General features: G+C 61.5%; 26 protein-coding genes. 8 read left to right on the top strand and 18 right to left on the bottom strand.

Going from position 1 to position 26,135, the window contains the following annotated elements; genetic code table 11:
- Positions 1-95 precede the first annotated feature (95 nt).
- The 6 genes from DN611_RS02785 to DN611_RS02760 form a co-directional block, all read right to left on the bottom strand.
- Positions 96-1,451, bottom strand: coding sequence for a dihydrolipoamide acetyltransferase family protein (locus DN611_RS02785; protein WP_119310588.1), 1,356 nt, complete (start codon positions 1,449-1,451; stop codon positions 96-98).
- 27 nt (positions 1,452-1,478) lie between these two features.
- The gene (locus DN611_RS02780; RefSeq protein WP_021749712.1) at positions 1,479-2,453 is read right to left on the bottom strand and encodes an alpha-ketoacid dehydrogenase subunit beta; all 975 of its coding nucleotides are present in this window, start codon (positions 2,451-2,453) and stop codon (positions 1,479-1,481) included.
- A gap of 20 nt (positions 2,454-2,473) precedes the next feature.
- Positions 2,474-3,463, bottom strand: a complete 990-nt coding sequence (locus DN611_RS02775; protein WP_021749711.1) for a thiamine pyrophosphate-dependent dehydrogenase E1 component subunit alpha — start codon at positions 3,461-3,463, stop codon at positions 2,474-2,476.
- 206 nt (positions 3,464-3,669) lie between these two features.
- Positions 3,670-4,761 carry a DctP family TRAP transporter solute-binding subunit gene (locus tag DN611_RS02770; RefSeq protein WP_021749710.1) on the bottom strand — a complete coding sequence of 364 codons (1,092 nt, stop codon included), beginning with the start codon at positions 4,759-4,761 and terminating at the stop codon, positions 3,670-3,672.
- A 78-nt stretch (positions 4,762-4,839) separates the two neighbouring features.
- Positions 4,840-6,147 (bottom strand): TRAP transporter large permease, encoded by a 1,308-nt coding sequence (locus DN611_RS02765; RefSeq protein WP_021749709.1) that lies wholly within the window; start codon positions 6,145-6,147, stop codon positions 4,840-4,842.
- Entirely contained in the window at positions 6,144-6,671 is a 528-nt protein-coding gene (locus DN611_RS02760) for a TRAP transporter small permease (protein WP_036630559.1), read from the bottom strand. The genes DN611_RS02765 and DN611_RS02760 overlap by 4 nt, the downstream gene beginning before the upstream one ends.
- Before the next feature lie 461 nt (positions 6,672-7,132).
- Between DN611_RS02760 and DN611_RS02755 the strand changes: the two genes are divergently transcribed.
- Positions 7,133-7,846 carry an MBL fold metallo-hydrolase gene (locus DN611_RS02755; protein WP_021749706.1) on the top strand — a complete coding sequence of 238 codons (714 nt, stop codon included), beginning with the start codon at positions 7,133-7,135 and terminating at the stop codon, positions 7,844-7,846.
- A 60-nt stretch (positions 7,847-7,906) separates the two neighbouring features.
- On the opposite strand, the gene DN611_RS02750 is transcribed toward DN611_RS02755, so the two are convergent.
- From DN611_RS02750 to DN611_RS02725, 6 genes are all read right to left on the bottom strand, one after another.
- Positions 7,907-8,905 carry a lipoate--protein ligase gene (locus tag DN611_RS02750; protein ID WP_051319960.1) on the bottom strand — a complete coding sequence of 333 codons (999 nt, stop codon included), beginning with the start codon at positions 8,903-8,905 and terminating at the stop codon, positions 7,907-7,909.
- Positions 8,906-9,093: 188 nt separating this feature from the next.
- A complete protein-coding gene (thrS, locus tag DN611_RS02745; RefSeq protein ID WP_021749704.1) occupies positions 9,094-10,860 on the bottom strand; it encodes a threonine--tRNA ligase in 1,767 nt (588 codons plus the stop codon).
- Between the two features lie 363 nt (positions 10,861-11,223).
- Positions 11,224-12,225 (bottom strand): asparaginase, encoded by a 1,002-nt coding sequence (locus DN611_RS02740; protein ID WP_353733890.1) that lies wholly within the window; start codon positions 12,223-12,225, stop codon positions 11,224-11,226.
- Between the two features lie 17 nt (positions 12,226-12,242).
- A complete protein-coding gene (locus DN611_RS02735; RefSeq protein ID WP_119310587.1) occupies positions 12,243-13,340 on the bottom strand; it encodes a metallophosphoesterase family protein in 1,098 nt (365 codons plus the stop codon).
- Positions 13,337-13,825: a YbaK/EbsC family protein gene (locus DN611_RS02730; protein ID WP_021751773.1), complete on the bottom strand. Its 489-nt coding sequence runs from the start codon at positions 13,823-13,825 to the stop codon at positions 13,337-13,339. Before DN611_RS02730 ends, DN611_RS02735 begins: the two co-directional genes overlap by 4 nt.
- A 56-nt stretch (positions 13,826-13,881) precedes the next feature.
- Positions 13,882-14,655 carry a TIGR00282 family metallophosphoesterase gene (locus tag DN611_RS02725; protein ID WP_119310586.1) on the bottom strand — a complete coding sequence of 258 codons (774 nt, stop codon included), beginning with the start codon at positions 14,653-14,655 and terminating at the stop codon, positions 13,882-13,884.
- 163 nt (positions 14,656-14,818) lie between these two features.
- On the opposite strand from DN611_RS02725, the gene DN611_RS02720 reads away from it, so the two are divergent.
- The 3 genes from DN611_RS02720 (at position 14,819) to DN611_RS02710 (ending at position 17,935) form a co-directional block, all read left to right on the top strand.
- Positions 14,819-15,709: a LysR family transcriptional regulator gene (locus DN611_RS02720; protein WP_021749699.1), complete on the top strand. Its 891-nt coding sequence runs from the start codon at positions 14,819-14,821 to the stop codon at positions 15,707-15,709.
- Positions 15,710-15,714: 5 nt separating this feature from the next.
- The gene (locus tag DN611_RS02715) at positions 15,715-16,344 is read left to right on the top strand and encodes a trimeric intracellular cation channel family protein (protein ID WP_021749698.1); all 630 of its coding nucleotides are present in this window, start codon (positions 15,715-15,717) and stop codon (positions 16,342-16,344) included.
- Positions 16,345-16,699: 355 nt separating this feature from the next.
- Positions 16,700-17,935: a dicarboxylate/amino acid:cation symporter gene (locus DN611_RS02710; protein ID WP_119310585.1), complete on the top strand. Its 1,236-nt coding sequence runs from the start codon at positions 16,700-16,702 to the stop codon at positions 17,933-17,935.
- 72 nt (positions 17,936-18,007) lie between these two features.
- Here DN611_RS02710 and DN611_RS02705 read toward each other — a convergent pair whose 3' ends face one another.
- From DN611_RS02705 to ychF, 4 genes are all read right to left on the bottom strand, one after another.
- On the bottom strand, positions 18,008-19,387 hold the full coding sequence (locus DN611_RS02705; RefSeq protein ID WP_160117393.1) for a M23 family metallopeptidase: 1,380 nt from the start codon (positions 19,385-19,387) through the stop codon (positions 18,008-18,010).
- Positions 19,326-19,865, bottom strand: coding sequence for an RNA polymerase sigma factor (locus tag DN611_RS02700; RefSeq protein WP_119310583.1), 540 nt, complete (start codon positions 19,863-19,865; stop codon positions 19,326-19,328). The genes DN611_RS02705 and DN611_RS02700 overlap by 62 nt, the downstream gene beginning before the upstream one ends.
- Before the next feature lie 239 nt (positions 19,866-20,104).
- Positions 20,105-20,311: a hypothetical protein gene (locus tag DN611_RS02695; protein WP_021749692.1), complete on the bottom strand. Its 207-nt coding sequence runs from the start codon at positions 20,309-20,311 to the stop codon at positions 20,105-20,107.
- Entirely contained in the window at positions 20,308-21,399 is a 1,092-nt protein-coding gene (gene ychF, locus DN611_RS02690; protein WP_119310582.1) for a redox-regulated ATPase YchF, read from the bottom strand. Before ychF ends, DN611_RS02695 begins: the two co-directional genes overlap by 4 nt.
- Before the next feature lie 201 nt (positions 21,400-21,600).
- Here ychF and DN611_RS02685 point away from each other — a divergent pair, with 201 nt between their 5' ends.
- Together DN611_RS02685 and DN611_RS02680 are read left to right on the top strand one after the other, a co-directional pair.
- Positions 21,601-21,906, top strand: coding sequence for a hypothetical protein (locus tag DN611_RS02685; RefSeq protein ID WP_119310581.1), 306 nt, complete (start codon positions 21,601-21,603; stop codon positions 21,904-21,906).
- Positions 21,907-21,909: 3 nt separating this feature from the next.
- A complete protein-coding gene (locus DN611_RS02680; protein WP_021749689.1) occupies positions 21,910-22,104 on the top strand; it encodes a helix-turn-helix transcriptional regulator in 195 nt (64 codons plus the stop codon).
- A gap of 121 nt (positions 22,105-22,225) precedes the next feature.
- Here the strand turns inward: DN611_RS02680 and DN611_RS02675 are convergent, their stop codons facing one another.
- A complete protein-coding gene (locus DN611_RS02675) occupies positions 22,226-23,275 on the bottom strand; it encodes a zinc-binding dehydrogenase (RefSeq protein WP_021749688.1) in 1,050 nt (349 codons plus the stop codon).
- A 200-nt stretch (positions 23,276-23,475) separates the two neighbouring features.
- On the opposite strand from DN611_RS02675, the gene DN611_RS02670 reads away from it, so the two are divergent.
- Positions 23,476-24,126 (top strand): Crp/Fnr family transcriptional regulator, encoded by a 651-nt coding sequence (locus tag DN611_RS02670; protein WP_021749687.1) that lies wholly within the window; start codon positions 23,476-23,478, stop codon positions 24,124-24,126.
- A gap of 170 nt (positions 24,127-24,296) precedes the next feature.
- The gene (locus DN611_RS16925) at positions 24,297-24,422 is read left to right on the top strand and encodes a hypothetical protein (RefSeq protein ID WP_256264416.1); all 126 of its coding nucleotides are present in this window, start codon (positions 24,297-24,299) and stop codon (positions 24,420-24,422) included.
- A 233-nt stretch (positions 24,423-24,655) separates the two neighbouring features.
- Here the strand turns inward: DN611_RS16925 and DN611_RS02665 are convergent, their stop codons facing one another.
- Positions 24,656-26,023 carry a S1C family serine protease gene (locus tag DN611_RS02665; protein ID WP_021749685.1) on the bottom strand — a complete coding sequence of 456 codons (1,368 nt, stop codon included), beginning with the start codon at positions 26,021-26,023 and terminating at the stop codon, positions 24,656-24,658.
- Between the last annotated feature and the right edge of the window lie 112 nt (positions 26,024-26,135).

The raw sequence follows: 26,135 nt of genomic DNA, 5'->3' as shown, positions 1-26,135 counted from the left end.
CGGCCTTTGAGTTGTTTGGATCGTCAAATTTTGGACAATGACCCCTCAAAGGGAACCCGGCACAGGCCGGGTTCCCTTGAATGGGTTGTTTGATCTCACACCAGGAGCATGTAGGGGTTCTCCAGCAGCTCCGCGATCCGCTTGAGGAACTTGGAGGCCATCACGCCGTCGATCACGCGGTGGTCGGCAGTCAGGCTCAGGTTCATCATGGTCCGGATCACGATCTCGCCGTTGCGCACCACAGGGGTATCCACCATGTCGCACACGCCCAGAATCGCCAGCTCAGGCTGGTTGATGATGGGAGAGAAGCTGGTGATGCCATAGGGCCCGAGGCTGGAGATGGTGAAGGTGCCGCCGGTCATGTCCTCCATGCCCAGCTTGCCGGTGCGGGTGGCCTCGATCAGAGCCTCCGTCTCCTGGGCGATCTGTGCCAGGGACTTCTCCTCGCAGTTCTTCACATTGGGCACGATCAGGCCATCGCCCTTGGCGACCGCCAGGCCCATGTTCACGTGCTTGTGGCGGGTCAGCATATTGTCCGCGAAGCTGGCGTTCACGTCGGGGAACTCGGTCAGGGCCTTGGCAACCACCTTCATCAGGATGTGGTTGTAGGTCAGCTTGATCCCCTGCTCCTTCAGGCCGTCCTTCAGCTTGGCCCGCAGGTCCTTCATAGCCGTGACCTCCACCGGACGGGTGTAGGTGACCCGCGGAGAGGTGTGCCAGGAGTTGGTCATGTTGGCAGCGATGCTGCGGCGCAGCGGATTCACCTTCACAGGCTTCTCGTCGTTGCTCTCAACAGCGGCAGCGGCCTCAGCGGCGGGAGCTGCGGCTGCACCCACACCGGCGGCGGCCAGCACGTCCGCCTTCATCACGCGGCCCTGGACGTCCAGCTTGCTGACGTCCACGCCCAGCTCGGCAGCCAGCTTGGCAGCCATGGGGCTGGTCTTGGGACCGGCCACAAAGTTCTCCACGTCCTTGGCCACCACGGTCCCGTTGGGGCCGGTGCCGGGGATCTGGGAGAGGTCATAGCCCTTTTCCTTCGCCAGCTTCTTGGCGTAGGGAGTCGCCAGCACGTAGGCACCGGCGGGACGGTCCGCATGGGCCGTGGGGGCGGCGGCAGGAGCCGCGGCAGAGGCTGCGGACGGCGCAGCGGCAGGAGCAGCAGGCGCGGCCGCGGCGGGCGCGGCGGCACCGGAGGCATCCGGAATCGCCTCGCCGGGCTGGCCGATCCAGGCGATCACGCTCTTGCAGGGGGCGGTCTCGCCCTCCGGCAGCAGGATCTTCAGCAGGGTGCCGTCCTCTTCGCACTCCACGTCGTTGGTCAGCTTATCCGTCGCTACGGAGAACAGGATGTCCCCCTTCTTGACAGCGTCGCCCTCTTTATATTTCCACTCTTCAATGGTGCCCTCGGTCATCGTCAGGCCGAGCTTGGGCATCAATACTTCAGTTGCCATACTTGAAAATCTCCTTTTCAACAGGCATTAAAACATGCCCTTGATGCCCTTTACCAGGTCCTCCGGAACCACTTTCACCATCTTCTCCAGGGTGGGAGCGAAGGGGATCGGGCAGAAGGGAGCGCCGTACCGCAGGATGGGGGCATCCAGATACTCCATGGCCTCCTCCGCGACGGTGGCGGAGATCTCCGCGCCGAAGCCGCCCTGCTTGACAGCCTCGTGGACGATGCAGAGGCGGTGGGTCTTCTTCACACTGTTCAGCACGGTCTCCTTATCCCAGGGAGACAGGGTGATCAGGTCGATGACTTCGGCCTCAATGCCCTCCTTGGCCAGCAGGTCCGCAGCGCCGCGGGCATTCTTCATGCCGATGGAGTAGGACACGATGGTCACATCCTTCCCCTCACGCTCCACGCGGGCCTTGCCCAGGGTGTAAGGCTCCTCCTCGCCGATCTCGGGCACTTCGCCTTTCTCCTTGTACAGGATCTTGTTCTCGAAGTACAGCACGGGGTCGTCACACTCGATGGCGGCCTTCAGCACCATCTTGGCGTCATAGGGATTGGAGGGCGCCACAACCTTGATGCCGGGGATGTGGGCGAACCAGGACTCCACGCACTGGGAATGCTGTGCAGCGCCGCCGCCGGCAGAACCGTCGGGCGCACGCAGGACCAGGGGCACCTTGGCCTGGCCGCCGAACATGTAGCGGACCTTTGCCATCTGGTTGAAGATCTCGTCCATGGGCACGCCGATGAAGTCGGCGAAGTGCATGTCCACCACGGGACGGGCGCCGGCCAGAGCCGCGCCTACGCCGCCGCCGATGATAAAGGTCTCGGAAATGGGGGTATCAATGATCCGGCCGGGGAACTGCTGGGGCAGGCCCTTGAACTGACCGAAGATACCGCCCTGACGGGCCAGGTCCTCGCCCATTGCGAATACAGTGGGGTCTTTCGCCATCGTCTCGGCCATGGCCTCTTGAGTGGCCTGAGAAAAAGTGATCTTACGCATCGTATTTGTCCTCCTTCGCCTTAGTCATCCACGTAGACGTACTTCATGTACTCGGACGCATCGGCGTACTCGCTCTGCATAGCGTACTCCTTGGCGTCTTTGATCTTCTGCTCACACTTGGCATCGATGGCGTCGCACTCCTCGGCGGTCATCAGCTTCAGCTTAGCGGCCTTGGCGCGGAACATCTTCAGAGGATCGGTGTCGTGATAGATCTTCTGGGTCTCGGCGTGGTCACGATACAGTTCAGGGTCGCCCACGAAGTGGCCCTCAATGCGGTAGGTCTTGGCCTCGATGAACGTGGGGCCTTCGCCGGCACGGGCACGGGCAACAGCCTCCTTGGCGGCCTCATACACAGCAAAGACATCCTGGCCGTCCACGATCACACCGGGCACATGATAACCCGCCGCGCGGTCGGAGATGTTCTCCACATTGCAGGTGGTGCGGTAAGGCGTGGTGGAAGCCCAGCAGTTCATCTCGTTGACGAAGATCACGGGCAGCTTCCAGGCGGAAGCGACGTTCATGGCCTCGTGGAAAGTGCCGCGGTTGGAGGCACCGTCACCGAAGAACACCACGGAAACCCGGTCGTTCTTCAGGATCATCTTGCTGGCCAGGGCAGCGCCGGTGGCCAGGTTGTAGCCGCCGCCCACGACGCCGTTGGCGCCCAGCATACCCACAGAGAAGTCGGCAATGTGCATGGAGCCGCCGCGGCCCTGGCACAGGCCGGTCTTCTTGCCGAAGATCTCAGCCATCATGCGGTTCACATCCGCGCCCTTGGCCACACAGTGGCCGTGGCCGCGGTGAGTGGACTCGATCATATCGTCCTTCCGCAGAGCGGAGCACACACCAGTGGCGATGGCCTCCTCACCGATGTACAGGTGCACGAAGCCGGGAATCTCACCATTCAGGAAGTCGTGCTTCACGCTCTCCTCAAACTTGCGGATGGTGCACATGGTCTCATAAAAGTGCTCCGCCAGTTCCTTGGTGTATTTTGCTGCCTTTGTTGCTGCCATAGGAAAAACTCCCTTCTGCCGACTCTCCTGTCGGCACTCTTTGAAATTTGCTGGGACAGATGCGCTGGGCGGTGAAATCGTCAAAATTTTCACCTATGTTCTCTGAAAAGACGTGGCAACAGTTTCCTGCAGCCACGTCCTCTCAGCTAACGCAACTTACGAAACCTTAACCGTTGTTTATACGGAAACGCAGGCTGCCTCTTCAATTAGGCGGCGGGCTCAGTGGTGCCAGCATCAGCCTGAGTGACGCTGGTGAAAGCCTCGATCAGCTCGGGGGTCAGCTCGTCGGCGAACTCGTCGTACACGGGGGCAGAAGCCTCAGCGAACTCAGCAGCAGCCTCGGGAGTCAGCTCGGTGATCTCAACGCCAGCCTCGGCCCACTTGTCCATGATCTCCTGATCCTGGCTGCGGTTCAGCTCACGCTCGTACTCGCAGGCAGCCTGGCCGGCCTCGTCAACGATGGCCTGCAGCTCGGGAGACAGGGAGTTGTACAGCTCAGCGTTCATGCAGAAGAACAGGCAGTCATAAGCGCCGGTCCAATAGGTCAGATAGCTCTGGACCTCCTGGATGGAAGCGGCATCAGCGGTGGGCAGGGGGTTCTCCTGGCCGTCGTAGGTGCCGGTCTGCAGAGCGGTGAACACCTCGGACCAGTTGGCGTTGGTGTAGTCGGCGCCCCACAGCTCATAGGAGCGGTTCAGCAGCTGGGAACCCGCGACACGCATCTTCAGGCCGTTCATGTCAGCCTTGCTGGCGATGGCGTGCTTGCTGTTGGTGATGTGGCGGAAGCCGTTCTCCGCAATGCCCAGCAGGTGCACGTTGTAGGTGCTCTCCAGAATCTCGCCCAGAGCCTCGCCGCCGGCGCCGTCCAGGGCCGCGTCAGCCTCTTCCGTGCTGCTGAACAGGAAGGGCAGGGAGACCACGTTGAACCGCTGGTCGAAGGAGGACCAGATCAGGTTGGAGTGCATGGACAACTCGGTGGTACCGTCCATCAGGGCCTGGATGCCGTCGGTCTGGTTGCCGGCGGTCAGCTGGTCAGCGGGATAGTACTGAACGGTGATGGCACCGCCGGTCTTCTCGCCCACGATCCGGGCGAACTCCTTGGCGCCGTCCACCCAGGGAGAGGTCTCCGTGGCGGAGCAGGCGAACTTCCAGGTCATTTCCTCGAACTCGCCAGTGGAAGCGGCAGCATCATCGCCGCTGTCGGCAGTGGTATCGCTGGCAGCGTCATCGCCACCGCCGCAGGCCACCAGGGCCAGAGCCATGGTGAGCGCCAGGAGCAGTGCAAGAAACTTTTTCATTGTTTTGCCTCCTTAAAATAGTTGTAGCAGGTATTATCTGAAACCGCAAAGCGCGGTTACAGCCAAGTCAGGAGATGCTTATTTGCCGAACAAGAGCACGGTAGAGAACCAGGGCACATAGGTGATGAGCAGCAGCGCAATAATGCATGCCACAATCTGGGGCCACACAGCCTTGGACATAGAGACAATGGTGACCTTGGTCTTGTCCCGCAGGCCCTGAAGCTTCTCGGACACACCGATGGCGACGAACAGGTTGACACCCACGGGAGGAGTCACCTGGCCGATAGCCAGGTTCACTGTGGCGATCACGCCGAAGTGGACGGGGTCGATGCCCAGCTGGGTGGCTACGGGGTACATGATGGGGATAAAGATGTACATGGCGGAGTTGGCGTCCACGAAGCAGCCTGCAATCAGGAAGATCACGTTGACGATCAGCAGGAAGATGTACTTGTTGCCGGAGATCTCCAGCAGCAGAGCCTGGGCCGCCTGCGCAATGCCGAACACCGTGCACACATAGGAGAACAGGGTGGCCGCGCCGATGATCAGCATGATGCCGCCGGTGGTCTTGCCGGAGTCGACCAGAATATCGATCATATCCTTCATCTTGACCTCACGATAGATGAAGACGCCGACCACCAGACCGTATACCACGGAGACGGCAGCCGCCTCGGTGGGGGTGAAAACGCCGCCGTAGATGCCGCCGATGATGATGACGGGCATCAGGAAGCCCCAGAAGGCCTCACGGAAGGACTTCCAGCGCTGGCCCCAGGAGGACTTTGCCTTGGATGCCTGGATGCCCTTCTTGCGGCACTCGATCATGATGATGATCACCAGGGACAGGCCCATCATGATGCCGGGAATCCAGCCGCCCATGAACATATCGCCCACGGAGACGCCGGTGATGGAGGCGTACACCACGAATGCGATGGAGGGCGGAATGACGATGGCGATGGAGGAGGCGCTGGCCATCAGGGAAGAGGCGAAGGGGGCGGAGAAGCCGCCGCGGTTGATCATGGCGGGAATCAGGATAATGCCCAGAGCCGCCACGGTGGCGGGACCGGAGCCGGAGATGGCGCCGAAGAAGCAGGCCACGATAACAGCCACGATGGCGATGCCGCCGCGCCGATGGCCGACGCAGTCATCAGCAAACGCCACCAGACGGCTGGAGATGCCCGCCTTGGCCATGATGTTGCCGGACAGAACAAAGAACGGAATAGCCAGCAGCAGGAACTTTGCCATGCCGCTGTACACGTTGGTAGGGACGACCGTCAGGGGGGAACTGCTGAAGAGCAGGGCGAAAATGGAAGACATACCCAGGCTGACGGCAATGGGGATATTCAGCAGCAGCATCACGAAGAAACTGCCGAACAGGATCAAGTTAATCATACAGTCTCTTTGCCTCCCTCTGTCTCAGCCGGCTTCACACAGGCGGCCTTGTTGCTCATCACGTCGACCAGATACTCGATCGCATGGAGCACCAGGAAGATGGAGCCGATGGGCAGCAGGATGGTAAACACCCATTCGGGCCAGCCCAGAGAGAAGGTCTCTTTGCCGGTGCTGATCTGATCGAACACCTTGTTAAAGCCGGTGTAGATCAGGATGGCGTAAAAGATCAGGTTCACGACCGTGTCAATCACGGTCAGAATCTTTTTACCCCCGACGCCCACATTGTCGAAGATCAGGGACAGCGTAATCATGCTGCCGTCTCTGGTAGCTAGGGCGCAGCCCAGCATGATCATCAGGATGAACACGTTGATGACCAGCTCCTCGGACCACGCGAAGTTGGAGTGGAAAACATACCGAGAGAGCACGTTGATAAACGTGATCGCTGTAACCACGACGGTAATCACACAGAGCACGAATTCCTCGACTTTGGTGAGCCCGTTCATGATCGTCTTGTAGGTTTTCATTCGATCAATCCCTTCAGTTAGTGTGGCGCCCCGTCTTAACAGAATATTTATACGTCTCCTGCGCATGAATAGTTGCCTGTCTATCATGCCGTATGAATAAACTGCCGCAAAGCCGCCTGTTTCACAGAAATACATATTAAATTTCTGTTAACGGAGACAAGTATATCATTTTGCCAATTCAATATCAATCAGCAATCAGAAATTTGTCATTTTGCCCATTTTTGTTCTGTGGCTCTTTGCCAATTTTGTACAAACAGCAAAAATATGGCAATTTTAACAGAAAAATAAATTATTTTTGGACTTTTTGCTGATTTTTCGGAAAAAGTATGGTATAATCAACCATAAAACCGCAAAGCGCCGATTCTTACGCAAACCTTACGCAAATCATGGCATTTTGAAATTTTATTCTGAAAGACGTTTGTCCCGCAAGTAAAAATCCTGTACACACAAGGAGCGACATCATGTCCCATTGCCAAATCACACTCAGCGTCAACGCCGGGGTCGCCCTGCATCTGGGTGCCATGCGGGTCTGGTCCGACGCGCTCCACGACCGTCGGGTTGTGGGGTTCTCCACTGTCACCCCTGAGCGCTGGAACATTCTTCAGGCTCATCCGGACTTCGCCAGCCCGGATCTGCTCTTTTTCACCCACTGCCATCCGGACCATTACTCCCGCGCCCTGACAGAGCAGGTGATTGCCCGAAATCCGCAGGTGGCCCTGGTGCTGCCGGAGCAGGAGTTTGACCGCCAGCTGGTGCTGGCCGGTCCCAGCAGCCATCTCACCCTGGAGGGGCTGCACATGGACTTCATGCGCCTGACTCACGAGGGTGCACAGTACCGGGAGGTCCCCCACTACGGCTGTATCCTGGAATATGACGGTTTCCGGGTCCTGATCGCCGGAGACTGCGCCGTGGCGGACCCGCAGCTGCGGGATTTCATCGGCAGCCGCCCCATTGATCTGGCCCTTTTGAACTTCCCTTGGGTGACTCTTCGGAAGGGCCGTCACTTCATCGAACAGGCCATCCGGCCGGAGCATCTGGTGGTATACCATCTCCCCTTCTCCCACGATGACCGCTGGGGATATCGGAATGCCGCCGTCAAGGGTGCGGGCCAGCTCCAGGGGGTGCCGGATGTCCGGCTGCTGCTGGAGCCGTTCCAGCGGGAAATCCTGGCCTGACAGAAGCAAAAAGAGAGACGCGCCGGGCGCGTCTCTCTTTTTGCTTCTGCGGACGCTGTCTCAGTCCACATAAAATATTGTATCCAGCACCTGGTCCCGGGTGATGGTTCCGAAATAGTCCCGAAGGGGGAAGCGGTCCAGCACCGCCCCCACGTCCTCCCGCCGGAATGGCGTGCCCATCAGGGCGCCGGTCACCTCGTCCATGGGGCTGACAGCCAGAAAATCTCCGTAGAACACGATCTGGCGGATGATCCCCTGGTCCACCTCCACGCAGGGCTCCAGGGTGCCGCCGTCCCAGCGGCGCTTGTTCCGCAGGTTGTACTTGGGGGAACGGCCGAAGTTCCACTCCCAGGTGTCGTACTTGGTGCGCTTCAGCTCATCCACAGCAGCCAGTTCCTCATCTGTCAGGTGATCCTCCACCAGACCGCTACCAGCCAATGTTTTCTTCAGATAACTCCAGAAGGCGGGCATATCCATATCCGTCTTCAGGAACTCCCGGATGTTGCCGATCCGACTGCGCACGGATTTTGCGCTCTTGGACTCGAACTTTGCCGGGTCCACATTCAGCGCCCCGGACACCATGCCGGGGTTGGCGTCGAACAGCAGTGTCCCATGATACAGGAAGCGCCCGCGGAGCAGCCGCTGGGCTGTGCCGGACACCTTCCGCCCCTCCACCAGGATGTCATTGCGGCCGGAGGCCTCCGCCTGCAGGCCCAATCCCTGTAAGGCCTCCACAATGGGACGGGTGAACCGCTCCATGGTCAGCCGCTCCGCGTCTCCCACGTCGGTGATGAAGGAGTAGTTCAGGTTGCCCAGATCATGGTACACGGCACCGCCGCCGGTGGTGCGGCGCACCACATGGATTTGATGGGCCTCCACAAAGGCCCGGTTGATCTCACCCTCGGCGTTCTGGTTCTGCCCGATGACGATGGTGTTGTCGTTCTGCCACAGGAGCAGATACTCCCCCGACCGCCGGCTGCGGAGTACCGTCTCTTCAAACGCCAGATTGTAAAAAGGGTCCTGGGATCCGGTCTCCAAATAGTGAATCTCCTGACTCATAGCCGCCTCCTCTGCAAAAAGTGCCGGATGTTTTTTCTTATTGTATACCGTCCGGGCGGTCCCGGCAATGTGCAGAACCACCGAAAATGCCCGCCATCTTTCCGCTGCCCGGATGCGGGAGCGCCCGTTGCGGAATCGGACACAGCGGTCCGGGTTCGGCCCCGGGCCGCTGTGAGGGGAACGCATTTTTACCAGATGGCCTTGGTGTCCACGTCCTGCTTCAGCCGGGCGGCAAAATCCGCCACGGACATGGCGCCCAGATCCTCACCGGTCCGCAGGCGGACGGAGACGGTCTGGTTTTCCATATCCCGGTCGCCCACTACCAGCATATAGGGGATCTTCTCCAGGGTGGCCTCCCGGATCTTCTTGCCGATCTTCTCGTTGCGGCCGTCCACCTCCACCCGGAAGCCGGCGGCATCCAGCTGCTTTGCGATCTGATCGGCGTATTCCAGGGCGCGGTCTGTAATGGGCAGGACCTTCACCTGCACCGGGTTCAGCCACACCGGGAACGCGCCGGCAAAGTGCTCGGTGATGACGCCGATGAACCGCTCCACGCTGCCCAGAACCACCCGATGGACCATGACGGGGCGGTGCTTCTGGCCGTCCTCTCCGGTGTACTCCAGTTCAAACCGCTCCGGCAGCTGGCTGTCCAGCTGGATGGTGCCGCACTGCCAAGTGCGGCCCAGGGAATCGGCCAGATGGAAGTCCAGCTTGGGGCCATAGAAAGCGCCGTCGCCCTCGTTGACCTCGAAGGTCTTGCCCATGTCGGTGATAGCGTTTTTCAGGATGTCCTGGTTATGCTCCCACTCCTCCACAGTGCCGATGTGATCCTCCGGCATGGTGCTGAGTTCAATGGTGTAGCTGAGGCCGAAGGTGGAGTACACTTCGTCGAACAGGCGGACCGTCTCCTGGATCACGTCCTTCATCTGGTCCGGGGTCATGAAGATGTGGGCGTCGTCCTGGGTGAAGCAGCGGACCCGGAACAGGCCGTGGAGCGCACCGGACAGCTCGTGCCGGTGTACCAGGCCCAGCTCGCCCACCCGCAGGGGCAGCTCCCGGTAGGAGTGAGGCTCGCTGGCGTAGACCAGCATGCCGCCGGGGCAGTTCATGGGCTTGATGGCGTAATCCTCTTCGTCGATAACAGTGGTGTACATGTTCTGCTTATAGTGGTCCCAGTGGCCGGAACGCTCCCACAGCTGACGGTTGAGGATGATGGGGGTGGAGATCTCCACATAGCCGTACTTCTTGTGGACCTGGCGCCAGTAATCCAGCAGGGTGTTTTTCAAGGTCATGCCCTTGGGCAGGAAGAAGGGGAAGCCAGGCCCCTCGTCCCGCAGCATGAACAGGCCCAGCTCCCGGCCCAGCTTCCGGTGGTCCCGCTTCTTAGCCTCTTCGATCCGCTGGAGGTAGGCATCCAGCTCGTCCTTCTTCGGGAAGGCGATGCCGTAAATCCGCTGGAGGGTCTCCCGGTTGGAATCACCCCGCCAGTAGGCGGCGTTGCAAGCGGTGAGCTTGAGGGCGTTGCCCTTGATGCGGCCGGTGGAGTCCAGATGGGGGCCGGCGCAGAGATCCGTGAACTCGCCCTGCTTGTAGAAGGAGATATGGGCGTCTGCGGGCAGGTCGTTGATAAGCTCCACCTTGTAGGGCTCTGCCTTCTCCTCCATGAACTTCAAAGCCTCCTCCCGGGGCAGTTCGAACCGCTCCAGCTTCAGCTTCTCCTTGCAGATCTTCCGCATCTCTGCCTCGATCTTCTCCAGGTGCTCCGGCGTGAAGGCGAAGGGGGCGTCCAGGTCGTAGTACCAGCCCTCGTCGATGGAGGGGCCGATGGCCAGCTTCACCTCCGGCCACAGGCGCTTCACGGCCTGGGCCATCACGTGGGAGCAGGTGTGCCAGTAGGTCTGGCGGTACGCCGGATTCTCAAAGGTAAACTCGTTGTTCTTCACTTCTTCAGACATGGTTGATCCTCCTTTTGTTCAAGGGGCAGAAAACAAAAATCCCACCCCTGAAAAATCAGGGGTGGGATACAAAATCGTATTCCACGGTTCCACCCTGCTTGCATCCCCGGAGGGATGCCGCTCGTGTCCTCTATAACGGGAGGTCCCGTCCCAGCCTACATATCGGTGGGCGGCTCCAAGGCGGTGGCTGTGTTCCGGGCTCTGGCGGGGTCCGCTTTCAGCCAGCGGCGGTCCCTCTCTGCTGTCGAGTCCCGGACAGCGTCCTTTTCAATGCTTTTTTCAGTAAAAATAAATATATCACGGGCCTTTTTCCTTGTCAAGTGGGGGAACCTGCCTTTTTCCGGACGTCGGTTCCCTCTGTCTTTACAGGCCGGGCCAGAGGATGTCCCGGGCCACCGGTGTGTAGAACAGCCGCTCCACTTCCTCCCGCCGCCGGGTCTGCCCCAGGATCCACATGAGCTTGGCCACCACGGCCTCCGTGGTCATGTCGTAGGCCTCCAGCACCCCCAGATCGCTTTTGAGGCGGTAGCCCACGTGATACACCCCCAGGTCGCTGCCCTCATTCTCCACCTGGGTGGTGAGAACGACGACCCGCCCCGCCTCCATCCAGCGGCGGACGCAGTCGTAAAAGCCGCCCGCCTCCGGCAGGCCGCCCACGCCGAAGCTCTCGATAATCAGGGCGTCGTTCCGCTCCAGCAGGAAGTCCGCCGCATCCCGCCCGGTGCCGGGCACCAGCTTCAGCAGGGCCACCCGCGGGTCCAGGCGGTCGTAAAACACCGGGGCCTCCCGGCAGTCCTGGCGGATGTACCGCAGCAGCACGCCGTCCCGCAGGACGCCCAGCTCCGGGTGATTGATGCTGGAAAAGGCCTGGAAGCTCTTGGAGCGGGTCTTCTTGGCCCGGGTCCCCAGGATCACCCGGCTGTTGAACACGATAGAGACCCCCGGCAGGTCCTCCGCCGCGCAGCGGAAGGCGTCCGCCAGATTTGTCTTGGAATCCGTGGAATCAAATCCGATGGGTCTCTGGGCGCCGGTCAGCACAATAGGCTTAGGACTACCCTGGATCAGATAGCTCAGGGCCGCCGCCGTATACGCCATGGTGTCCGTGCCGTGGGTGATGACAAAGCCGTCATAGCAGCCGTAGTGCTCCCGGATACAGGCGGCGATCTCCAGCCAGTGAGCCGGGGTCATGTTGGTGCTGTCCAGGTTCAGCAGCTGGAGGCAGTCCACGCCGCAGATGTCCGAGATCCCGGGAATATGGGAGAGCAGCTGCTCCGTGGTCAGCTCCGGCGCAAGGCCGCTGTCCGTCACGTCCGAGGCGATGGTGCCGCCAGTGCCGATCAGCAGAATCTTCTTCATCTCATTCATTTCATCCGCTCCTCCGCTCACCCCAGATCCCGGTGGTCCAGCGCTGCCAGGCCGAACCGGGCCGCCAGGTCGATCTCCGCCCGTTCCGCTTCCGTCTCCGCCTGCTTCCGCCGCTGGCGCAGCTCCCGGAGAAACAGGCCCCGGAGGGAGTCCTCCTCCGCCCGCCGCCACAGGTCCTCCGCCATACGGGTGCGGTCCCGGACCTCCAGGGCGTAAAACCGGTCCGCCAGCGCCTCCTGGATGGCCGCGGCGCCAGCGCCGCCCTCTCCGGTCTCGCCGGTGAGGAGGATGCGGTACAGGTCCCCGGCCGTCTCCGGCGGCAGAGCTGCCTCCACGGCGGCCCGGGGCTCTTTTCCGGTGACGTCCACCTCTAAAACCTCATACCGGTGCCGGGCAAAGGGCACAAAGGTCAGGGAGACCTCTCCGCCGTCGGAGATCGTCCCCTCGTAAACCCCCTTCTCCCCCAGCTCGTCGAACCCCCGGCCCTCCGGACAGCCGGGCCAGGCGCAGACCGTCCGCCCCAGTGTCAGGGGCGCCGTCCGCTTGTGGACGTGGCCCAGTGCCAGATAGCAGAGGCCGCTGGCCGCCGCCTCTTCCCGGCGGATGGGGCCGTACCGCGCCTCCGCCCCGTCCAGCTCCCCATGGAGCAGGCCGATGTGACACTTTCCGTCTGCCGGGGCGGTGAAACCCGCCAGCAGGCTCTCCAGCTGTTCCGGGCCGGAGAATGCCGCCCCGTGGATCACCAAGTTCCGCTCCGGCACCTCCACGGCCGTGAGCCTGTTCTCTTTGAATACGTACACATTCTCCGGCCAGTCCACCGTCTCCCAGGGACTGCCGGGTCCGTACCAGTCGTGGTTGCCGGGGGAGATGAACACCCTGGTCCGCATCTGTCCCAGAGCGGCGGCCAGCTGTTCCCCCGTCTCCCGGAAGGGGCTGGCGCTGTCGAACAGATCCCCCGCCAGCAGCACCAGATCGATGCCGTGTTCCTTCACGTAGTCCGCCAGACGGAGAGCCAGCTCCCGGCTCTCCCGGCGGCGGGCCGCCGCCTGTCCGGGCGGCAGGGCGCCGAAGGCGCTGTCCAGGTGGAAGTCCGCGCCGTGCAGAAACCGGATCATCCCTGCTCCTCGGGCCGCCAGCCCTTGCACACATCCACCCACGCGGCAAAGTTGGAGGCGTACCGCTCCAGCTCGTCGCAGGTCATCTCCACGGCGCTGTTGCTGCTGCCTGCGGCGGGGAACACCGTCTCGAACCGCTTCATGGACACATCCAGGTACACCTTCACATCCTCCGGCAGGGCAAAGGGGCACACGCCGCCCACGTCGTGGCCGATCAGCTCGTGGGCCTCCTCATGGGTCAGCATTTTGGCCTTGGTGTGGAACTGGGCCTTGTAGCGGCTGTTGTCCACCTTGGCGTCCCCCGCCACCACAATGATGATGGGCTTGTCCTCCACCTTGAAGCTAAGGCTCTTGGCAATGCGGGCGCCCTCCACACCCACGGCCACCGCCGCCAGCTCCACCGTGGCGGAGGAAACATCGAACTCCCGGATTCGCTCTTCGATGCCGAGGGGCTTGAAATATGCTCTGACTTTTTCAATGGACATGATGGTTCGTTCCTCTCTATCTGAAATTTTAACCAGCCGGTTTGAAATCGTCCCGGTCACCGTACGTCAATCCGCTCCACGGCGGTGCACAGTCCGGTGGCGCTGTCCAGCGTGAAGATGGCCCCCTGGAGCTTGGCGGGTCCCTCCGGCGCCCGGTAGCGGCCCGGCAGGCCGCCCAGGAATCCCTCCACGGACTGCCGGGGGTCGATGCCCAGCACCGACTCGATGGACCCGGTCATTCCCAAATCCGTAATATAGCCCGTGCCCCTGGGACACACCCGCTCGTCAGCGGTGGGCACGTGGGTATGGGTCCCCCACAGGGCGGACACCCGCCCGTCCAGATAGTAGCCCATGGCCAGCTTCTCACTGGTTGCCTCCGCGTGGAAGTCCACCAGGGTGAAGTCCGCCGCGTCTCTCTCCAGCAGCCGGTCCGCCGCCGTGAAGGGGTTGTCCGCCCCCCAGGCCAGGTCGCACCGGCCGATCAGGTTCAGCACCCGGATCCGGACGCCGCCCAGGTCGTAAACACCGCAGCCCCGGCCCGGGGCCCGGCCGGTGTAGTTGGCGGGCCGCAGCAGCCAGGGCGCGTCCTCCAGGAAATCCGCAATCTGGCTCTTGCCGAAGGCGTGGTTCCCCAAGGTCACCACGTCGGCACCGGCGTCGTAGATCCGCTCCGCCTGGTCGCGGGTCAGCCCCACTCCGGCGGCATTCTCGCCGTTCACCACCGTGAAGTCGATGGCCTTCCACTTCTGGAGGGGACGCAGGTGCCGCTCCAGATGGCGGAGGCCGGGCTCCATCACCACGTCGCCCACTGCCAGAATGTGATACAGCATAGCGCGCCTCCCGTCTTTACAATCTAATGTGTTAGTATACCAAAAACCGTCCCGCTTGCAAAGAAAAACCGAAAATTTTTCCGCCGCCGTTGCGTTTCCTCCAGTCATCCCTTATAATGATTCCGGACACTATAAGAAATTCTGATTGCTGGAGGGATGATCCATGGCGGTCAAGCTGGAGCTGTACCGAGTGTTCAAAGAGGTGGCGGAGACGGGCAACATCTCCCTGGCGGCAAAAAACCTCTACATCTCCCAGTCGGCGGTGAGCCAGTCTATCAAGCAGCTGGAGACGGCGCTCCAGGCCCGCCTGTTCGCCCGCAGTCCCCGGGGCGTCTCCCTCACCTGGGAGGGGCAGATGCTCTACCAGTATGTCCGCAGCGCCCTGGGCCTGCTGGCCACAGGGGAGGACAAGCTGTCCCAGGCCCAGCAGCTGTTGCTGGGCACCTTGACCATCGGCGCCAGCGACACTGTCACCAGCTTTTTCCTGACGCCATATTTGGAGGCCTTCCACCGCCAGCACCCGGGCATCCGGCTGAAGATTGTCAGCGGCCGCAGCGCCAAGGTGCTGAGCATGCTGAAATCCGGCGCTGTGGACATCGCCTTCGCCTCCTCCCCCACGGACCCCGCCGCGCTGCATACCTGGTCCTGCTTCGCCACCCACTCCGTCTTTGTGGCGGGCAGCGGCTACGACTGTGACTTCGACCACGTGTATACCCGGCAGGAGATCGCGGAGTTCCCCCTGATCCTGCTGGAGCGCAAGGCCAGCAGCCGGGTGTTTCTGGAGCAGTACTTTCTGCAAAGCGGCATCACCCTGACGCCGGAAATCGAGCTCTCCTCCCGGAGCCTTCTGGTATCCCTGGCCCGGATCGGCCTGGGGGTGGCCGGTGTGACGCTGGAGTTTGTGCAGAAGGCCCTGGACAGCGGGGACATCCGCCTGCTGAAAACCGACTTCACCATTCCTGCCCGCAGCGTGGACATGTGCACCCTGCGGGACGTGACGCCCACCGCCGCGGCCTCCGCCTTTATGGAGATGGTCCGGCAGGACGCCCGGTGACGGCCATGGAACAGCTGTTTCTGATCCTGGAGCTGGTTGGGACGCTCGCTTTTGCCGCCTCCGGCGCCATCACCGGCCTGAAAAAGAACATGGACGTTTTCGGCGTCTGCATTCTGGGCCTCACCACCGCGGTGGGCGGCGGCGTCATCCGGGACCTGCTCTTGGGCATCACGCCGCCGGGCACCTTCCAGGATCCCATCTACGCCGTGGTGGCCCTGCTGACCTCCCTGGTGCTGTTTCTGCCCCGCATCCGGCGGCTCCTCATGTGGGACCAGCGGCTCTACGACTTGGTGCTGCTGATTATGGACTCCGCGGGCCTTGGCATTTTCACTGTGGCGGGCATCCGCATTGCCTATGAACACGCGGCCCGCCCCACCCTGTTCCTGCTGGTGTTTGTGGGCGTGGTTACCGGCGTGGGCGGCGGCGTGCTGCGGGACGTGCTGGCCGGGGACACGCCCTACATTTTCGTCAAGCATGTCTATGCCTCCGCCTCCCTGGCCGGGGCGCTGGCCTGCGTGGTCCTCTGGCCCCTGGCGGGAGAGATGGCCGCCATGCTCTGCGGCAGTGCGCTTGTGGTCGCCGTCCGCATCCTCTCCGCCCACTTCCGCTGGAACCTGCCTCACGCCCATGACTGAACAAACGGCCTCTCCGGATCGGGAGAGGTCGTTTTCTGTCCGGGGGACTCTTTTACAGGCCGTCAATGTTCGAGCCCGGATCCGCCGCTTTTCCCACGCCGCCCAGTGGAGATGCCAGGTTCTCTTCTCCATCTCTGCCATCCATGCCGGGATCGTATCTATACCCTCCGCCTTCCTGACAAAATAAACAGAAATTGAAATCAGGTTTCTAAGCAGCGGAAATGGGCACTCTGTTGCAAAAGAGGGTTGTGCTGTCCCAGTTTTTTTGATATACTAGATTAGTTTTCGGCCATTTCGGGCGGTCTTTCCGCCGAATGGCCCTGCACAACAGTTCACCAAGCAAAGGAGCGCGTATATGAAGCAGAAAAAAATTCCTCTCTCCCTCCAAATCTTTCTGGCGCTGGGGCTAGGCATCGCGGTCGGCATGGCCTTCACGGGAAATCCCACCTTTGCCGTCAGCTATATCAAGCCCTTCGGCACCATTTTCCTGAACCTGCTGAAGTTCGTGGTGGTGCCCATCGTCTTTTTCTCCATTCTCTCCGGCATCATCTCCATGAGCGATATCCGCAAGGTGGGTTCCATCGGCGTCAAAACGCTGGTGTATTATACCTGCACCACTGCCGGGGCCATCGTGCTGGCCATGTTCCTGGCCAACCTGTTCAAGGGCTTCTTCACGGTCATCGACCCCACCGGTGTCACCTTTGAGCCCGGTGAGACCGCCAGCTTCATGGACACGCTGGTGGACATCTTCCCCTCCAACATCATCGCCCCCTTTGCCAACGCCTCCATGCTGCAGGTGATCGTGGCGGCGCTGCTGTTCGGCTTCGGCATCCTGGCCGCCGGAGAGAAGGGACGGCCCGCAGCGGCGCTGGTCGACAGCCTTACAGAGGTCTGCATGAAGGTCATGGACATCATCCTGCGCCTCTCCCCCATCGGCGTGTTCTGCCTGATCCTGCCGGTGGTGGCGGAAAACGGTCCCCAGATCCTGGGCAATCTGGGCCTGGTGCTGCTGTGCGCCTATATCGGGTACTTCCTCCACGCCGTCATCGTCTACTCTGCCACGGTAAAGGCCCTGGGCGGCGTGAGTCCGCTGGCCTTCTTCAAGGGGATGTTCCCGGCCATGGCCATGGCGTTCTCCTCTGCCTCCTCCGTGGGCACCCTGCCTTTGAACCTGGAGTGCACGGAGCGGCTGGGCGCCCGGCGGGACATCGCCAGCTTCGTCCTGCCCCTGGGCGCCACCATCAACATGGACGGCACCGCCATCTACCAGGGCGTGTGCGCCGTGTTCATCGCCACCTGCTACGGAGTGGACCTGACCCTGGGCCAAATGATCACCATTGTGCTCACCGCCACCCTGGCCTCCATCGGAACCGCGGGTGTCCCCGGCTCCGGCGTGGTGATGCTGACCATGGTGCTGGAGAGCGTGAATCTGCCGGTGGCAGGCATCGGCCTGGTCATCGGCGTGGACCGCATCTTCGACATGGGCCGCACCACGGTGAACATCACGGGCGACGCTGCCTGCGCCCTGGTGGTCTCCAACCTGGAGAAAAAAGCGGAGGCCCGACGGGCTGCCCGCAGGCCCCGGGCCTGACCCCAGCCGAAAACGAGCGCGGCGCGGAATTTGTTCCGCGCCGCGCTCACTGTTCTTTTCACAGAGGACCGGTCAGCCCATGCGGAGGGTGTCCCGCACGTCGCTGTCAAAATAGGCCACCGGGTTCTGGGGCTCTCCGTCCTGGCGGACCTCAAAGTGGAGATGGGCCCCTGTTGCCATGCCGGTCTTCCCCACGGCACCGATCATCTCCCCGGCCCGGACGGTGTCGCCCTCCTCCACCGTAAAGTCCCGGCACTGGCCATATAGGGTAGAAAGGCCGTCCCCGTGGTCGATCACCACATAATTGCCTCGCTCCACGTCATAGCCGGACTCCACCACAGTGCCGCCCGCTGCGGCCAGGACTGCCTCGCCCTCCGGCGCGGCAATGTCGATTCCGGTGTGAGTTTCACAGGTCTTGCCGCCCGGCTGCCACCGGGGGGTACCATAGGGGTTGGAGAGGCTGATGGTGTTGGCTCCCTGCACCGGCCACTGGAGGAAACGGCTGGCCGTCTCATCCACCGCATAGACGCCGTAGAGCCACGGGTCTTCATCACCGGCCAGCTGGGGCAGGAGGATCCCGCCGGGGCTGTTTGCGTCATATTCCACCTTCAGCCGCCCTGTGGACAGCGTGTAGGTCTTGGTCTGCTCCGAACCGTCAGTGAAGGTCACCGTCACCGTCAGCCGGGCGCCGTCCATCCGGTCGATGCTCTCCTGATTCGCCACCCGGGGATCCCTGTCCCAGTCGATATCGCCGGTGTCCGGAATCAGGAATCCATAGCGCACCTCCGGGTCATAGCCCTCCGTGACGGCAGCGCCCAGATCCGTCACCACCTCCATGGTCAGGGGCCCCTCTTCCTCCTCGCCATAAACGGCATGGATCACTCCTTCGCCGCTGGAAAGCCGGTACTCCGTGCCGTTGGCCTCGGCATCGAGATAGTTCTGCACCTCTTCTCTGGAGAGGTTGGTCAGAGTTCTGCTGCGGTACAGCGCCTCTCGGTCAATGGCAAGGGAAATAGTTCGAATGTTCTCCCCTGTCACCTGGAACAGACAGCCGGTGTAGTGGCCGTCCTCGGCAGACCAGGAGACTTGACCGGCTGTACTGAAGGCCAGCCCCCCGTTGGCGTTCGCCTCGTAACGCTCCCCCGTGTCGGCGGCATAGGCCGTCAGGCCGAAGGAGAAGCTGGGCAGGGCTGTTACCGGCGCGCCGCTCTCTCCGGGCTCTCCGCCGCCAATGGGCCCCAGCGTTACAGAACCTACCACCAGCGCCAGTGCACAGGCGGCGCATACTGCCGCCCGGAGCACCGGGCGCCGCTTTCCGGGCGCCAGATGTTTGGGGCCGGTCGTCTCCTTCTGCGCTCCCGCCGTCTGCCGGGCGGCGGACAGCACCCGGTCATTCAGCCCGGCGGGGGGCTGGATATGCTCCATCAAATTCTGATAGTCGTTCTTCTTCATGGTCGTCTCCTCCCAGCAGGTCTTTGAGTCTTTTTCGGGCCCGGCGGAGCCGGGTGCGGACCGTGGCCGCCGGAATGTCCAGCAGCCCGGCGATCTCCTCCGTGGAATACCCCTCGGCATAATACAGGTGGATGGGGACGCGCAGCTTTTCCGGCAGGCGGGCCACTGCGTCCCACAGCTCTGCGGCGCCGCTGTCCGCTTCCGCGGCCGTCTCCGGCAGGTCCGCCAGCGCCAGCACCGGACGCCGCAGGCGGAAGCGGTGCAGGTCATGGCACCGGTTCACCGTGCACCGCAGCAGCCAGGCCCGCAGATGCTCCCCGTCCCAGGCAGATGCCTCCTGGCCCAGCAGCCGGAGAAACACGTCCTGGTACACGTCCCCTGCGTCCTGGACGCTCTGCATCCGGCACAGGGCCAGCCGGTAGACGGCGGCACCGTGGTGTTCCATGGCATTGCGCAGCAGGATTTCAGCCTCTTCCATGCAATGCCTCCTTTCTCTCGTTTGAAAAGCGCTTTCAACCTATATACGCCGGGGCGGGCCGAAATGTTTCCCCCTGGGAATTTTTCTGCCGGACAGCGGACGGCCGCCCGCTATATGGAATGCTGTCCTGCCAGACGCCCGGTCCCTTTTGCCCATGAGGCCGGCCCCTGTCCGGCCTGCCGTCAGGAGATCCCTCTCCGCAGGCAAAACAGGCAGGCGCGTTTGCGCCTGCCTGTCCCTCACGCTTCTTTGATTCCGTAGATCTCAAACCGGCCGATCAGGTTCTGAACCGTCAGCTTCTGGGCCAGCAGCTGCTGGTAGGTGGTTCCCCGATTCCTTCCCGCGGCGCGGAGCTTGTCCATGTCCGCCAGGACCTTGTCCCGTTCCTTCAGCAGGTCGGCGTACATGCGGTCATAGGCCGCCAGTCTCTCCGCCTCCGTCATCATACGTTGAACCGGAAGTAGACCATGTCTCCGTCCTGAACCACATACTCCTTGCCCTCGCTGCGGAGCAGCCCTTTCTCCTTGGCGGCGTTGACGCTACCGCAGGCGATCATGTCCTCATAGGCGATGACCTCCGCCCGGATGAAGCCCCGCTCGATGTCGGAGTGGATCTTGCCGGCGGCTTGGGGGGCCTTGGTGCCCTTCTTGATGGTCCAGGCCCGGCACTCGTCCTTGCCGTAGGTCAGGAAGGAGATCAGGCCCAGCAGAGCGTAGGAGCACTTGATGAGCCGGTCCAGGCCGGACTCCTCCACTCCCAGCTCCTCCAGAAACATCAGCTTCTCCTCGCCCTCCAGCTCGGCGATGTCCTGCTCCATCTTGGCGCAGATGGGCAGCACCTGGCTGTCCTCCGCGTCGGCAATGGCCTTCACCTGCTGGTAGTACTGGTTATGCTCCAGATCGGCGAAGCCCGCCTCGTCGGTGTTGGCGGCGTAGATCACAGGCTTCAGGGTCAGCAGGTCACTGGTGGCGATCAGGGCCGCGTCGTCCTCGTCACAGGCAAAGGTCCGGGCCAGATTGCCCCCGTCCAGATGCTTCTGCAGTGCGGTGAACACGTCCACCTCATGCTGGAACTTCTTGTCGCCCTTCAGGGCTTTCGTGGCCTTCTCCACCCGGCGCTGGACCATCTCCAGGTCCGCCATCACCAGCTCCATGTTGATGATGTCGATGTCCCGCCTGGGGTCCGTGCTGCCCTCCACGTGAATGACGTTCTCGTCGTCAAAGCAGCGGACCACGTGGACGATGGCGTCGGTCTCCCGGATGTTGGCCAGGAACTTGTTGCCCAGGCCCTCGCCCTTGCTGGCGCCCTTCACCAGTCCGGCGATGTCCACGAATTCGATGACCGCCGGGGTCTTCTTATCCGGCTGATACATCTCCGCCAGCTTGTCCAGCCGCTCGTCCGGCACCGCTACCATGCCCACGTTGGGGTCGATGGTGCAGAACGGATAGTTGGCGCTCTCGGCGCCGGCGTTGGTGATGGCGTTGAACAGGGTCGATTTGCCCACATTGGGCAGACCCACGATTCCTAATTTCATAAAAGCAGCGCTCTCCCTTGCTGATATTTTCGGACAATTATTGTACCATTTCAGGCCCAAAAGTGCAAGGGTCAGCCTGCGTTCCCCGACGTTTTTCTATCCTCTTTGCAAAAATGTAAAACACTATTGACATTTTGCATCTGCCGTACTATTCTAAAAATGTCAAAAGAACTTGACAATTCAAAGCAAGGAGGCAGTTCTATGAAATTCTTTCGGAACATGGATGAGATGGAACTTCACCTCTCCCTGAACGCCATCCGGGTGGCCTGGTTCTTCACGGTGATGGCCCTGTTTATATGGGGGATCTGGGACTGCGTCCAGACCGGCCGCGTCACCGCGCCCATGTACCTGTTGATCTTTCAGAATCTCCTGTATTTTCTGGCCCTGCAGGTGGGGAGATGGCGCGCCGGGGACCGGGACGGCGCCAGGAGCTTCCTGCTGTATGTCCCGCTGCTGGTAGTCTTCCTGCTGGCCTTCGGCCTGCTGCTGCGGTGCGCGGGGCTGTGAGCTATGGAAAACCGGATTCGGGAGCTGCGGAAGGCGGCGGGGCTCCGGCAGGAGGACCTGGCACGGGAGCTGGGCGTCACCCGCCAAACCATCAACGCCATTGAGAACAACAAGTACGATCCCACCCTGGGGCTGGCCATGCGGCTGGCCCGGCTGCTGAAAACCCCTGTGGAGGATATCTTCCATCTGCCGGACTGACGCAGAACACCCCCGCCGCGATGCGGCGGGGGTGTTTCAGGATCGTTCAGCATCTCCGGGCCGGGTCAGGGTCCGCCGCAGAATGGGCACAGTCTCCTCCTGCCTGTTCTGCGGGGCGGGATCAGGGATACAGGATCATCTTGCCGGGCACGCCGCTGTGGATCTGCGCCAGAGCGGCCTCAAAGTCCTTCATGGGGAAGCGGCCACCGATGACCTGATCCAGCTTGAAATAGGGTCCCTTCATGACCTTGGCGAAGTCCTCCCAGGTCTCCCAGATCTTCCGTCCGGAGACGCCGGTCAGCTGGACCTCCCGATAGACCAGGTCGTCGGTCATGTCGTGGAAGGTGATGGGCTTGGTGGGCAGTCCCACGCACACCAGACGGCCCGCAGCCCGCAGGCACTTGAGGGCGCTGTTGAGGGCGGGCTCCGCGCCGGTGATGTCGATGGCCGCGTCCACGCCCACGCCGCCGGTCAGAGTCCTGACCTCCGCCGGCAGGTCGCACTTGGCGCTGTTGAGCACCGCGTCGGCGCCCATCTTCTTGGCCACCTCCAGCTTCTCATCGATCAGGTCGCAGGCGATGACCTTGACAGCGCCGAAGGTCTTGCTGGCGCTGATGGCTGTCAGACCGATGGGGCCGCAGCCGCTGACCAGCACGGTCTTTCCGTTGACCTCCGCCGCCTCCACGCCGTGAATCCCAGCGCCCATGGGCTCGAACATGCAGGCCGCCTCGTCGGTGACGTCATCCTCCAACAGGAACGTGCAGTCCCAGCGGATCTTGGCGTATTCGGCGAAGGCTCCGTTCTGGGTGCAGCCGAACAGCTTCACGTTCTTGCAGATGTGTGGCATCCCGTTCTTGCAGAAATAGCACTCGCCGCAGGGAATATGGGACTCGCAGGACACCCGGTCGCCCACCTTGCGCTCCGTGACGTTTTTTCCCACCGCCACGATCTCGCCGGCTGTCTCATGGCCCACGGTAACGGGGGCCTTGATCCGCTTCTGGGACCACTCGTCCCATTCCATGATGTGCAGATCCGTGCCGCAGATGGCCGAGCAGTGGACCTTGATGAGGACTTCATCGTCATTGATCTCCGGGATCGACAGGTCAGTGTGATAGACCAGGCCGGACGGGGCGTTGACCTCCTTGACAAGGCCGCACATGGTATCCTTCATTGTCAGCTCCTCCTTTTTGATCCGCGCCGCGCGGCATTCTGACCGAGCCGCTCAGTCGGGATATGCTTATTGTAAAGGGAGAGCCGGCGGCCAGATTGTAACAGGTGATACAAATGCATCTTGTGGAATGGGAGAAAATCTGCTACTATTTTTGTTGATGTTGATATGGAATCCTCTCAGGAAAGGAGGCGGGATGCCCCGTGTCCGGCGACATCCAGATCAGCCCCCACGTGGGGGAGCTTTTTGTCAAATACGGCGTCAGACGCCAGTACCGCAGCGGCGAGGTCCTGCTGGAAAAGGGTGCGCTGTCCGCACAGGCAGGCTTTCTGGTCAAGGGGCAGCTCCGCACCTTCTGCCTCGGTCCCAGCGGAGATGAGATCTCCCTCTTTTACCTGGGACCCGGCAATCTGTTCGGCAGCAGCGCCCTGGTGTATCACGCCAAGGTCATGGTCAGCGTGTCCGCCATCTCTCCGGCGGAGGTCTATCTGCTGGCGGCAGACCGCTTTTGGAAGCTGTGGCAGGAGCACGGCTATCCTCCCCAGGACCTGATGGCCCATTTTGTGCGGCGGATCACCATGCTGTCCGACTATATCTGCTGTTCCCACTTTCTGGAGGATGACAAGCGGGTGGCCTATTTCCTGCACACCTGCTGCGCCAGCTCCGGTCCCTCCATTCCGTACACCCACGAGCAGATCGCGGCCATCACCGGTATGAGCCGTGTCTCCGTCACCCGCATCCTCAAACAGTTTCGGGAGGCCGGCATCCTCCGCCAGTCTTACCGCAGGATCGAGATTCTGGCCCCCCAGCGGCTGTCTGAGGTCTTTGCCTCCCTGGGATATTTTCTGGACTGAGCCCCTTTCGGAAAGCGCGAAAAATTTTTCCGAAAAGGGGCTTGCTTTTTTGGCTCATTGGCGCTAAGATATCGTTAAGAGGTCGTTAAGAATCCGTTAATATTTTTATATTCATGACAACTTTTCGTAAATAAATCCTCGAATCCGAATCGGGAAGGAGGTGTCCTCTCATGGAAGTCGGCGGCTATGTGATGCTCGCAATCGTTGCTGTCTTGGCGCTGGGCTGCATCAACAGCTCCATCAAGGCCCACAAAAACAAGCAGTCTGCTAAAGAGGAGGAGCCTGCCTCCAAATGATTCTGCTTTCCATCTCTCCCTTCATTTTTATTCAGTGCGGAAGCGGCGTCCATTTCGATGGACGCCGCTTCCATACTGGAAAGGCGCACCGCGGTTCCGCGGTGCGCCCTTTTCGTTCTATCTGAAATCTCCGCCGCCCGCCGCATCCGGCGGCTTTTTGCCCTTCCGCAGCATCTGCCGCAGAGCCGCCACCGGGCCGCAGAGTTATTTCTGGCTGCGGGAGTCTCCCGCCATCAGCCGAAGAAGTACTCGAAGAGGTCGTAAGGATTGGTGTACCCGCCGCCGTTCTGGGTGTTCTGATCCTGCTCCGTCTGGCCCTGCACAGCGGACTGCTGATCGGCAGACACGGCGCCCCAGGTCAGCTCCAGAGTGATGGTCTCACCCTGGCGGTAGACGGTCAGTGTGGAGGTATCGCCGGCCGCATAGCCCTTCTTGGCAGCGGTCAGGTCCTCCAGGGAGGTGATCTCCGTGCCGTCGATGGCGGTGATAACGTCGCCCAGCTGCAGGCCCGCCGCAGCCGCCGGACTGCCGTCCTCCACAGAGTATACGAAGGCACCCTGGCTGATGTCATAGCGGTACTGCTGGGCCATGCCGCTGGTCAGGGTGCCGATGGTGGCGCCCAGATAGGCCTTGTTGCTCACATAGCCGTTGGTCATGATGTCCTGGATCATGCTGATGACGTCATTGATGGGGATAGCGAAGCCCAAGCCCTCCACACTCTCGCCGGAGCTGCCGTAGCTGGAGTATTTGGCGGACACGATACCCACCACCTCGCCGTAGCTGTTCAGCAGCGGACCACCGGAGTTGCCGGGGTTGATGGAGGTATCGGTCTGGATCATATTGAAGGGCGTGCCGTCCACGTTGATGGTGCGGTTCACGCTGGAGACCATGCCGCCGCTCATGGAGAACGTCAGGTCCCCCAGGGGGTTGCCAATGGCCAGAACCCGGTCGCCCACATTCAGCTTCTCACTGTCGCCCAGGGTGACGGCCTGCAGGCCGGAGGCCTCGATCTTGATGACCGCGATGTCGTAGTCCTCATCCCCGCCCACATACTGGGCGTCGTATTCATCGCCGTTGTACAGGGTGACCTTCACGGTCTGGGCATCCTCCACCACATGGTAGTTGGTGACAATATAGCCATCCGTGGTGAGAATAAAGCCGGAGCCGGAGGATGCCGTTTGTACCGGCTGACCGAAGAAGTTGTTGCTGTTGGTCCCGGTGACATTGATAGACACCACGCTGTTGACATTGGCGGCGTAAACCTCCGCGTCGCTCATCGCCGTCTTGCCGTCCACGGTTTTCAGTGCGACCTGACTGACGGTGCGGCCGCTGACGTTGACCGAGGTCTCGTCGCCGCTTCTGCCGACGCCCCAGACAATGCCGCCGCCCACGGCGCCGCCCAGCAGGGCGCAGCACAGGGCCAGGGCCGTCACCTTCAGTCCAATGCGGTTTTTCTTCACAGGCTTCATCTCCTGCACGGGCTGCTGCGGCCCGCTGTTATGGTCCTGTACCGGGCCGGGCTGGGGAGCCGAATGCGCCTCCGCCTCGCTGCCGTCCTTCCGGTAGGTGTAGTGATAGAGATTGTGTTCGTCGTTATACATAATGATTGCCTCCTATTATGTATCCCGCTCATCCATTGTTTAGAACAGAGGATAACATGGGATCGTGTCAAAAGTATGAAGTTTCTGATTCCAATTTTTGAATTGTCCTGGA

This window comes from Oscillibacter sp. PEA192, assembly GCF_003574015.1.
GTDB lineage: Bacteria > Bacillota > Clostridia > Oscillospirales > Oscillospiraceae > Oscillibacter > Oscillibacter welbionis.
This window is presented reverse-complemented; position numbering and strand designations above follow the sequence as displayed.